This is a genomic window from Curtobacterium sp. MCBA15_013, from assembly GCF_001865095.1.
Classification (GTDB): domain Bacteria; phylum Actinomycetota; class Actinomycetes; order Actinomycetales; family Microbacteriaceae; genus Curtobacterium.
In genome coordinates this window covers 23,685-31,089 of record NZ_MJGQ01000016.1, presented here as the reverse complement: position 1 = coordinate 31,089, position 7,405 = coordinate 23,685, and the positions used below count along the sequence as shown (strand labels likewise).

7 protein-coding genes are annotated in these 7,405 nt (G+C 71.7%); 3 read left to right on the top strand and 4 right to left on the bottom strand.

Annotated elements, in window-relative coordinates; all coding sequences use genetic code 11:
* Nucleotides 1-96: 96 nt before the first annotated feature.
* Nucleotides 97-1,065, bottom strand: coding sequence for a beta-ketoacyl-ACP synthase 3 (locus BIV01_RS11365; RefSeq protein ID WP_083413986.1), 969 nt, complete (start codon nt 1,063-1,065; stop codon nt 97-99).
* Nucleotides 1,066-1,185: 120 nt separating this feature from the next.
* Between BIV01_RS11365 and BIV01_RS11360 the strand changes: the two genes are divergently transcribed.
* Entirely contained in the window at nt 1,186-2,157 is a 972-nt protein-coding gene (locus BIV01_RS11360) for an aldo/keto reductase (RefSeq protein ID WP_071295380.1), read from the top strand.
* 127 nt (nt 2,158-2,284) lie between these two features.
* On the opposite strand, the gene BIV01_RS11355 is transcribed toward BIV01_RS11360, so the two are convergent.
* The 3 genes from BIV01_RS11355 to zapE form a co-directional block, all read right to left on the bottom strand.
* Complete coding sequence (locus BIV01_RS11355) at nt 2,285-2,941, bottom strand: tyrosine-protein phosphatase (RefSeq protein WP_071302921.1); 657 nt, start codon at nt 2,939-2,941, stop codon at nt 2,285-2,287.
* 375 nt (nt 2,942-3,316) lie between these two features.
* Nucleotides 3,317-4,591 (bottom strand): ammonium transporter, encoded by a 1,275-nt coding sequence (locus tag BIV01_RS11350; protein WP_070418818.1) that lies wholly within the window; start codon nt 4,589-4,591, stop codon nt 3,317-3,319.
* A gap of 272 nt (nt 4,592-4,863) precedes the next feature.
* Nucleotides 4,864-5,907, bottom strand: coding sequence for a cell division protein ZapE (zapE, locus tag BIV01_RS11345; RefSeq protein WP_071302920.1), 1,044 nt, complete (start codon nt 5,905-5,907; stop codon nt 4,864-4,866).
* A gap of 113 nt (nt 5,908-6,020) precedes the next feature.
* Between zapE and BIV01_RS11340 the strand changes: the two genes are divergently transcribed.
* Both BIV01_RS11340 and BIV01_RS11335 read left to right on the top strand, forming a co-directional pair.
* Complete coding sequence (locus tag BIV01_RS11340) at nt 6,021-6,926, top strand: sulfurtransferase (RefSeq protein ID WP_071295260.1); 906 nt, start codon at nt 6,021-6,023, stop codon at nt 6,924-6,926.
* Nucleotides 6,923-7,375, top strand: a complete 453-nt coding sequence (locus BIV01_RS11335; protein ID WP_071295259.1) for a SufE family protein — start codon at nt 6,923-6,925, stop codon at nt 7,373-7,375. The genes BIV01_RS11340 and BIV01_RS11335 overlap by 4 nt, the downstream gene beginning before the upstream one ends.
* The last annotated feature ends 30 nt before the right edge of the window (nt 7,376-7,405 follow it).

The following is a 7,405-nucleotide window of genomic DNA, read 5'->3' as shown; positions in this document are numbered from 1 at the left end:
CGCAACCGCCGATCGGCCGGACGCAACCCACAGACGGACGGGAGGCGCGGTGCCAGCCGGCACCGCGCCTCCCGTCCGTCACAGCGCAAGCCCGCCTCAGCGCCCCCGCACCGGCGTCGTCACCACCTGCCCAGCGTGCGCGAACCCACCGCCGAACCCGAAGAGCAGCGCCGGCACCCCCTCGGGGAGGTCCCCTCGGGCCCACGCCTTCGACAGCCCGAGCGGCACGCTCGCCGCCGACGTGTTCCCCGACTCGACGACGTCCCGCACCACGAACTTCGACTCCCCGCCGAGGGCGTGCACGAGCGGCTCGATGATCCGCAGGTTCGCCTGGTGGAACGCGAACACCCCGATGTCGTCCATCGTGAGCCCCGCAGCGGCAACGGCTGCCCGGGCGTGGTCGGCGGCCTCGGTGATGGCCCAACGGTAGATGGAGCGACCCTCCTGGCTGAAGCGCTCGGGGTCGCCGGAGACGAGCACGGCCTCCTCGAGGTGCGGCACGCTCCCCCACGACACCGGGCCGATCTGGGCCTCGTCGGACACACCGAGCACGGCGGCGCCAGCTCCGTCCCCGACGAGCACGCACGTGGATCGGTCGGTCCAGTCGACGATGCCGGACAGCACCTCCGAGCCGACGACGACCGCGATGTCCGTCGACCCGACCCGGATCGCCTGGTCGGCCAGCGCGACGCCGTACTCGAAGCCGCTGCAGGCGGTGTTGATGTCGATGGGTGCGGCGGCGGGCGACAGGCCGAGCGCCGCGGCGACCCGACCGGCGGTGTAGGGCGCCCGGTCGCGGTGGGTGGTGGACGCGACGATGACCAGTCCCACGTCGGAGGGCGCGACGCCGGCGTCGGCGAGGGCGTTCCGCGCTGCCTCGATCGCCATGGAAGTCACGGTGTCCGATGGTCCGGCGATGTGCCGGGTCTCGATCCCGGTCCTCGTGCGGATCCACTCGTCGTTCGTGTCGACCATGGTCGAGAGCTCGTCGTTGGTGAGGACGCGTGCTGGCTGGTGGTGGCCGAACCCGAGGATCCGGCTGCCACGGAGTGCTGGGGTGTTCACGAGACCGCACGCTACTCCCCTGCCCGACCCGCTCATGCCCGGCGCGGCATGGAGCGCACCCTCCGAGGCGGGTACCCACAGGGCCTGCCTGCGGAGACCGGGACCGCGTAGACCTGGACCATGGACTACACACACCTCGGCCGCACAGGGTTGTCGGTCTCACGAGCCGTGCTCGGGACCATGAACTTCGGCCCGGAGACCAGCGAGGACGACTCGCACGCCATCATGGACCGGGCCCACGAGCTCGGCGTCAACTTCTTCGACACCGCCAACGGCTACGGCGGCTCGGTGGGCAAGGGCGCCACCGAGGAGATCATCGGCCGCTGGTTCGCCAAGGGGGGCGGGCGGCGCGAGAAGACCGTCCTCGCGACGAAGGTCTACGGCGACATGATCGACTGGCCGAACGGCGGGAAGCTCAGCGCGTACAACATCCGCCAGGCCCTCGACGCGAGCCTGCAGCGCCTCCAGACGGACCACATCGACCTCTACCAGTTCCACCACGTCGACCGCGCGACCCCGTGGGACGAGATCTGGCAGGCGATCGACGTCGCCGTGCAGCAGGGCAAGGTGCTCTACGTCGGCTCGTCGAACTTCGCCGGGTGGCACATCGCCCAGGCCCAGGAGGCCGCCGCGCGCCGGAACACCCTCGGCCTCGTCAGCGAGCAGTCGATCTACAACCTCGTCGTGCGCGACATCGAGCGCGAGGTCCTCCCGGCCGCCCGCGAGTACGGCCTCGGCGTGATCCCGTGGTCGCCGCTGCAGGGCGGCCTCCTCGGTGGCGTCATCGAGAAGACCGAGAACGGCTCACGTCGCCTCTCGGGCCGCAGTGCCGAGTACGTCGAGGGCCACCGCGACCAGCTCACCGCCTACGAGTCCTTCGCGAAGGAGCTCGGGCACACCCCGGGCGAGCTCGCCCTGGCGTGGCTCCTGCACCAGCCCGGCGTCACGGCACCGATCACCGGCCCGCGCACCATGGAGCAGTGGGAGTCCGCGGTCCGCGCCGTCGACATCCGCCTCGACCAGCGTGCGCTCGACCGGCTCGACGAGATCTTCCCGGGGCACAAGACCTCGCCGGAGGACTACGCCTGGTGACGCGCTGACGCCACCAGGTCGCTGACGCGACCCATGACGGGAGGCGCGGTGCGGGTCCGACCCGCACCGCGCCTCCCGTCCGTCCGCACGTCCAGAGCCGGACCCGCGTCGCGCGCGCAGCCACCGGTCAGAGCGCGGCTATCTCCTCGTCCCGCAGCCCGATGCTGCGGAGGTACCCGTCCACCGAGCCCCACCGCCGCTCGACGCGCTCGATGACCGTCGTCATGATCTCCGGCACGCAGCGGTGGCCGATCGCCGTCGCCACGGGGTCCGTGCTGGCGGCGCGCTCGGCGGCGAACCGCTCGACGAGCCCGGCGGCGCTGGCCGCGTAGTCGGCACCGACGGCGTCGAGGTCGGCGCCCCAGTGCCGGGCGAGCAGCGCGCTCACGATGCCGGTCCGGTCCTTGCCCGCGGCGCAGCACACGAGCACGTCGCCGTCCGCGGTGGCGATCGTCCGCAGCGCCGCGGCGATACCGGAGCGGTGCCGGTCGAGCCAGTCGGTGTACTGGTCCTCGAGGTGGACGGCCTCGGCGGCGGACTCGATCGCCGAGGCCGGGTCGAAGAGCGGCACGGAGCGGTAGGCGGGCGTGGCGGCGAGCGGGTGCGGCACCGCGTCCGTCTCGTCCACGCGGCGCAGGTCGACCACGGCGGCGAGGCCCGCCGGGTACGCGGCGGGAGCGACCGGGTCGGTGTTCGCCCGGTACACCGTGCGTCGGCGGCCGTGCTGGAGGCCGGGTCCCCCGACCTCGCGGAGGTTCGTGAGCGTGTTCGACGTCGTCGTCATGGCTCCACTCTGCCGGACGCGCGGCGTCGGGCGCGCCCGCCGGCCGCGCGCTCGCCGCCGCGCCGCGGGCCCGGGCGGCCGGCCGCGCGCCCGCCGCCGCGCCGCACAACTAAAGTCACCCCGAACCACGCGATCGCGCGGCTCGGGGTGACTTCCCTTGTGCGAACCCGCGCCGCACCACCGGCGCGCGCCGCGCCACGCGCGCCCGCGCCGCCCCGCCGCGCCCCCGCGCCCCCGCGCGCTCGCGCCGCCCCGCCGTGCCGCGCGCCCCCGCGCGCCCGCGCCCGCGCCGCCGTCACGCCCCGCGCCCCGCACACGACGACGGGCCCCGCGCTGCTGTGTGCGCGGGGCCCGTCGTGACGGTGTGGCAGCGAACTACCGGACGGAGACCGGGGTCTCGTCGCGCTCCTCGTAGAGGACGTAGCCCTCTTCGCCGTGGACCGCGGTGTCGATGCCGGCGACCTCGTCCTCGGTCTTCACACGGAAGCCCATCGTCTTCTCGATGATCCAGCCGATGACGAAGGCGAGGATGAACGAGTAGAGACCGACCACGCCGGCAGCGGCGGCCTGCTTGCCGAGCTGCGTGAACGAGCCCGAGTAGATCAGGCCGGTGTCGTTGGCGAAGAAGCCGAGGTACAGCGTGCCGACGATGCCGCCGACCAGGTGGACGCCGACGACGTCGAGCGAGTCGTCGAAGCCGAGACGGTACTTCCAGTCGATCGCGAAGCAGCAGATGATGCCCGCGAGGAAGCCGAGCAGGATGCCCCAGCCCGGGGTGAGCGCGGCGCACGCCGGGGTGATGGCGACGAGGCCGGTGACGGCGCCCGACGCGGCACCGATCGAGGTGGCCTTGCCGTCCTTGAGCTTCTCGACGAGCAGCCAACCGAGGATCGCGGCGGCCGGGGCGGCGAGGGTGTTGACCCAGGCGATCGCGGCGATGCCGTCCGCGGCGCCCTCGGAGCCGGCGTTGAAGCCGAACCAGCCGAACCACAGGATCGCGGCACCGAGGAGCACGAAGGGCGGGTTGTGCGGCTTGTGCGCACCCTTGGCGAAGCCGACGCGCTTGCCGAGGACGATCGCCAGCGCGAGACCCGCGGCACCGGCGTTGATGTGGACCGCGGTGCCACCGGCGAAGTCGATGACGCCCCAGGTCGCTGCCCAGCCGGACGTGAGGTTGAAGACCCACGAGGCGACCGGGAAGTAGACGACCGTGACCCAGACGCCGGCGAAGACCATCCACGCGCCGAACTTGGCACGGTCGGCGATCGCACCGGAGATCAGGGCGACCGTGATGATCGCGAAGGTCGCCTGGAAGCCGACGAACGCCATCGAGGGGTACGCGGCGTTGATCGTCGAGGCCTTGGCCTCCTCGAACGCCTGCCCGAGGCCGATCTGGTTCCAGTCGATGCTGAAGAAGCCGACGACACCGGACACCGCCGTGCCGTCACCGTGGTTCGCGAAGGCGATGGCGTAGCCGTAGACGACCCAGAGGACGCTCACGAGCGCGATCGCCCCGAAGGACATCATCATCATGCTGATGACGGACTTGGCCTTCACCAGACCGCCGTAGAAGAAGGCCAGGCCGGGTGTCATGAACAACACCAGCGCCGCCATGACCAACACGAACGTCGTGTTGCCCTGATCAAGCATCTGTTCACCTCTCGATTGCACCAGCGGCTCTTGGTCCGCGTCGGGTGTCACCGAGTCTGGCGAGGCGAGGTTTCACGAGGGAGCACGAAGTGTTTCGCGGATGTAACGCGACGGCCCGGTGTGTAAACGTCGTGTTTCGTCCGTCGGGCAGTCCCCTGGACGGGGGCCACGAGTTCTCCCGGTCCGTCCGGACGGTGTCCGACAGCCGTCGCGGAACGGAGCCCGGAGGCGCGGCGCGGCAGGGCACCGGCTCCTCGCGACCGGCAGGCGGCTCAGTCCACGGCGCGGGTCAGCGCCACGACGCGGCTCGCCGCACGCAGGTACTTCTTGCGGTACCCACCGTCGAGCATCGACTCGGGGTACACCTGGTCGAGCGGGGTGCCCGACGCCACGATCCGGACCTGCGCGTCGTACAGCCGGTCCACCAGCGCGACCCACCGGAGTGCATCGGTCTGGTCGGTGAAGGGCTGCACGTCGGTGAGGCCGACGGCGTCGAGGTCCTCGACCATCGCGACGTACTTCGACGGGTGCACGGACGCGAGGTGCCCGACCACCGCCCGGAAGTCGTCGAGCGTGACGCGTCCGCCGGGGAGTGCCGCGGCGACGTCGGCCACCACGCCCGCCGACTCGTCGACCGCACGCCGGCGGAAGTCGAGCCCGTCGATGCGCATGGTGTCGAACCGGTCGGACATCGCCTGGATCTCGCGCAGGAAGTCCTGCGCAGCGAACCGTCCCTCGCCGAGCGCGCCCGGCGGCGTGTTCGAGGTGGCGGCGAACCGGGTGCCCGTCTCGGTGAGCTCCTTGATGAGGCGCGTCATCACCATCGTGTCACCGGGGTCGTCGAGCTCGAACTCGTCGATGCACACCAGCGCCGTCCCACGCAGCAGGTCGACGGTCCCCTGGAACCCGAGCGCCCCGACGAGCGCCGTGTACTCGATGAAGGTGCCGAACGTCTTCCGGCCGGTGGCGGCGTGGTACGCGGCGGCGAGCAGGTGGGTCTTGCCGACGCCGAACCCGCCGTCGAGGTAGACGCCCGACTTCACGGTCGACTCCGCCACGGGCTTCCGGCGACCGAACAGCCCCCGGCGAGGCTGGTCGGCGGGACCGGCGGCGACGAAGGCCTCCACCGCGTCGCGGACCGCCGCCTGCGACGGGTACTCCGCGTCGGGCCGGTAGGAGGCGAACGACGCGTCGGCGAACTGGGGCGGCGGGACCAGCGACGCAGCCATCTGCTGCGGGGTCACCTGCGGGTCACGGTCGACGAGGTGTTCAGGCGCGGTGTTCGCTGACAATCGGGGCAGTCCTTCGGGAAGCATGTCGTGGGGTGTCACGTTGCGTCAGGAGCACGGCACGCCCGCGTACCGTTGCCCACAGGCACCGACGACCGATCCTAGTCCGGTGCCGGATGACCACCTGGAGGTAGCCCACCATGACCGCACCGGTCGACACGTCCGAGAAGTTCACCGCCTACGCCCACCCGGAGCGGCTCGTCTCCACCGAGTGGCTGCAGGAACACCTGGACGCCGGCACCCCGGACCTGGTCGTCGTCGAGTCCGACGAGGACGTCCTGCTCTACGAGACCGGCCACGTCCCCGGTGCCGTGAAGATCGACTGGCACACCGACCTCAACGACCCGGTGCTCCGCGACTACATCGACGGCGAGGCCTTCGCCGAACTGCTCGGCAGCAAGGGCATCGGCCGCGAGACCACCGTGGTGATCTACGGCGACAAGAACAACTGGTGGGCCGCCTACGCGCTCTGGGTCTTCTCGCTGTTCGGCCACGAGGACGTCCGTCTCCTCGACGGCGGCCGGGCGAAGTGGATCGCCGAGGACCGCGCGCTCACCACCGACCAGACCGTGGTCACGCCGGTCGAGTACCCCGTCGTCGACCGGATCGACACCGAGATCCGCGCCTACAAGGACGACGTGCTCGCCCACCTCGGCAAGCCGCTGATCGACGTCCGCAGCGCCCCGGAGTACGCCGGCGACCGCACCACCGCGCCGGACTACCCGGAGGAGGGTGCCCTCCGCGCCGGCCACGTCCCCACCGCCGTGAACATCCCGTGGGCCACCGCCGCAGCACCGGACGGCACCTTCAAGACCCGCGAGGAGCTCGACGCGATCTACCGCGACGGTGCCGGCATCGGCGACGCGGACGAGGTCATCGCCTACTGCCGCATCGGCGAGCGGTCGAGCCACACCTGGTTCGTCCTGCAGCACCTGCTCGGGTACGAGAACGTCCGCAACTACGACGGCTCGTGGACCGAGTGGGGCAGCGCGGTCCGCGTCCCGATCGCCGTCGGCACCGAACCGGGTACGATCACCGACCGATGACCGACGCACTCCCCCAGTCCCTCGCCGAGATCCGCGATGACTTCCTCGAACTCTCCCAGCAGGACCGCCTGCAGCTGCTCCTCGAGTTCTCGAACGAGCTCCCGGCGCTTCCAGAGCGCCTGCAGGGGCACGAGGACGAGCTCGAGCGCGTCGAGGAGTGCCAGTCCCCCGTCTTCATCACGGTCACCGTGGGTGCGGACGGCGACGCGCCCGGCATCGTCCGGATGCACGCCACGGCGCCGCGCGAGGCACCGACCACGCGGGGCTTCGCGTCGATCCTCGCGCAGGGGCTGTCCGGCCTGACCGCCGAGCAGGTGCTCGCCGTGCCGGCGGACTACCCGCTGACGATCGGGCTGAGCGAGGCGGTCAGCCCGCTGCGGATCCGGGGCATGGTCGGGATGCTGGGCCGGGTGCAGCGGCAGGTGCAGGCGCAGGCCGCGGTCGCGTAGACCCGCAACGACGTCGGACGGGAGGCGCGG